We start from the raw sequence: 2,189 nt of genomic DNA, 5'->3' as shown, positions 1-2,189 counted from the left end.
TAACAGAATATTTTTAAAAACCTTTGGCACTGGAAATTCGGCAATGCCATAACGGGCTTCCTGCGACAAATGATAAACCATTTTCATATAAACATAATACGGCTTCTGAAGCGTTTCCGATGCCCAACTTTGATTGATTATGTCGGCAAGCTCAAGTGTTATATCAATACTCCAATGATCATCCCATCGCTCCTGAAACCATTCTTCAAGTTGTTTTGCCGCAGTCGAATCGGTAATATCTGTATTCAATTCACCTTGTTTTGAAAGTCCTGAGAAGGTAAGGTTACTGCTCCCTAAATACCCGATTATTGGAACACTATAATTTTCACAGTATGCAATGTATAACTTTGCATGAAGGTTAAACGCAAGATGAAGTTTAACTTTTACTTTTCCTTCTTGTAACTGGCGGGACAGTTTTTTAAGCGTTACCTCATCTTTATTTGTTGGCAGTCCTATGGTTAGTTGTTTGCGAAACTCCGCCACCTTTGCTTTTTTTATTTCGTTTACGGTTGCATTATCTAACTGTGCAGGGTGTAACGAAAAATATTCTTCAAGTTCGTCTTGCGGAGTTTTTTGCATACCGATAAGAACACGAGCCTTATAGGTATTGTCATCTTCATATTGAGCGTCAAGCTGGCTTCCAGTCAACTGTTCAACGCTGTCGATTAGAAGGTTCCAACCTCTTAAATTAAAGTACCCTATGCAAAAATCAGCCCGTTTTGCCCCATTAAGCGTCTTTTTAAGGGCTGTAGCAAGGTTATCACCTTTGATATTGTCGAAAATATGTGGCAAAGCGTACCTCTAAATATATGGTATATCTTTATGGGGCTTATCGCAAGTACGTTAGGGATGTATTATAAAGGATAAAATTTATATTCTATCTTCAAGAATCGGTTAAAAATATACGGAATAATCACCCCTCAACCCTAAACGCGACATCATACCCAAAAGAACCTGAATATACCCTATCCTCAATCTCTCCGCTTCCCAGCATAAAACAAAGAATTCTCCGCAAAAAGATTCCCCCCATGCGCGTCAATGCTGATAATCAGCGGACCAAACGCTTTGGTCTTCATTACCCAAAGACATTCAGCCATACCAAATTCTTCCCAGTAGGGATTTTCTATGCTTTCTATTTGAGTTGCACCTAACACAGCGCAGCCGCCCGGGTATACGCAGTGAATTGCACCTAACTGGCGGCAGGCGGACGCTGTTTTCTCTCCCATGCCGCCTTTGCCGATCATAACTTTTACGCCTGTTTTTTTTATAAAATCAGCCGCCCATTTTTCCATACGCATGGAAGTAGTCGGTCCTATCGAAACAAGCTCGTGATTTTGTCCGGTTTTTTTTACAATTGGTCCGGCGTGATAAATTGCCATTCCGTTTAAGTCTACAGGCGGCATAATATTTTCTTCTACAACCCTATGGTAAACCTCGTCCCTTCCAGTAACGATTGTTCCGGCAAGATAAATTACATCGCCAATATGAAACTTGAGAATATCATCATTAGTCAAAGGCAAATTAACCGTATTCAAAAAAACCTCTTTTCTCCCATTAAATTTTCGCTCCCTTAAAACCTGTCAGTTCGTAAGAGAGATCGCTGTTAAGGCGGATTATTCCGCGCCTTAGCGTGTAACACGAAACATTTACAGCGCATGCCCTTGTCGCCGTATGCCTTGCGGACGATTCAATATGCACTCCCATTACCGCCTGATTGCCTCTTAATCCTTGAGCGCCCATGCCAAGACTGTTAAGACCGTCCGTTAGCTGTTTTTCAAGCTCCGCTCCTTTGGGGTGAGGGTGTTTTATCCCTAGTGGTCTTAAAATTGCTTTTTTGGAAAGTACCGATGCGTTTTCTATGTTATGACCAAGTCCGATTCCAACAAGCAGAGGAGGGCAGGCGTTAATTCCCGGTCCTGACACAATGTCGTACACAAAGGGAATAATCGCCTCTAGTCCGTCTGACGGCTTAAAAACTTTCGCTTGCGCGGGAAGACTGCATCCCGCTCCAGAAAAGTACAGCGTTATTTCCATCTCTTTAGAGCCGGGAATAATTTCCCAGTCTATCCATGGAGACCGCTCTCCTGTATTGTCGCCTGTATTGTTTTCGTCAAAGTAATTGACTGCGTTTGGTCTTAAAGGGACGCTTATGGTCGCTCTGCGTACCGCTTCGATTATCGCTTCCGCCG

2 protein-coding genes and 1 pseudogene are annotated in these 2,189 nt (G+C 42.6%); all 3 read right to left on the bottom strand.

Going from position 1 to position 2,189, the window contains the following annotated elements; genetic code table 11:
* Positions 1-792, bottom strand: a 792-nt coding sequence (locus tag ACYVRH_RS12040; RefSeq protein WP_461257150.1) for a phospholipase D-like domain-containing protein, incomplete at its 3' end; no start/stop codon positions are given.
* A 179-nt stretch (positions 793-971) separates the two neighbouring features.
* A pseudogene (locus tag ACYVRH_RS12035) lies at positions 972-1,538 on the bottom strand (FumA C-terminus/TtdB family hydratase beta subunit); the annotation flags it as partial.
* A gap of 16 nt (positions 1,539-1,554) precedes the next feature.
* On the bottom strand, positions 1,555-2,189 hold a 635-nt coding region (locus ACYVRH_RS12030), incomplete at its 5' end, for a fumarate hydratase (protein WP_461257149.1).

Source organism: Treponema sp. R80B11-R83G3 (assembly GCF_054786115.1).
The sequence above is the reverse complement of the archived record's forward strand: the minus strand, read 5'-3'. Positions and strand labels throughout refer to the sequence as shown.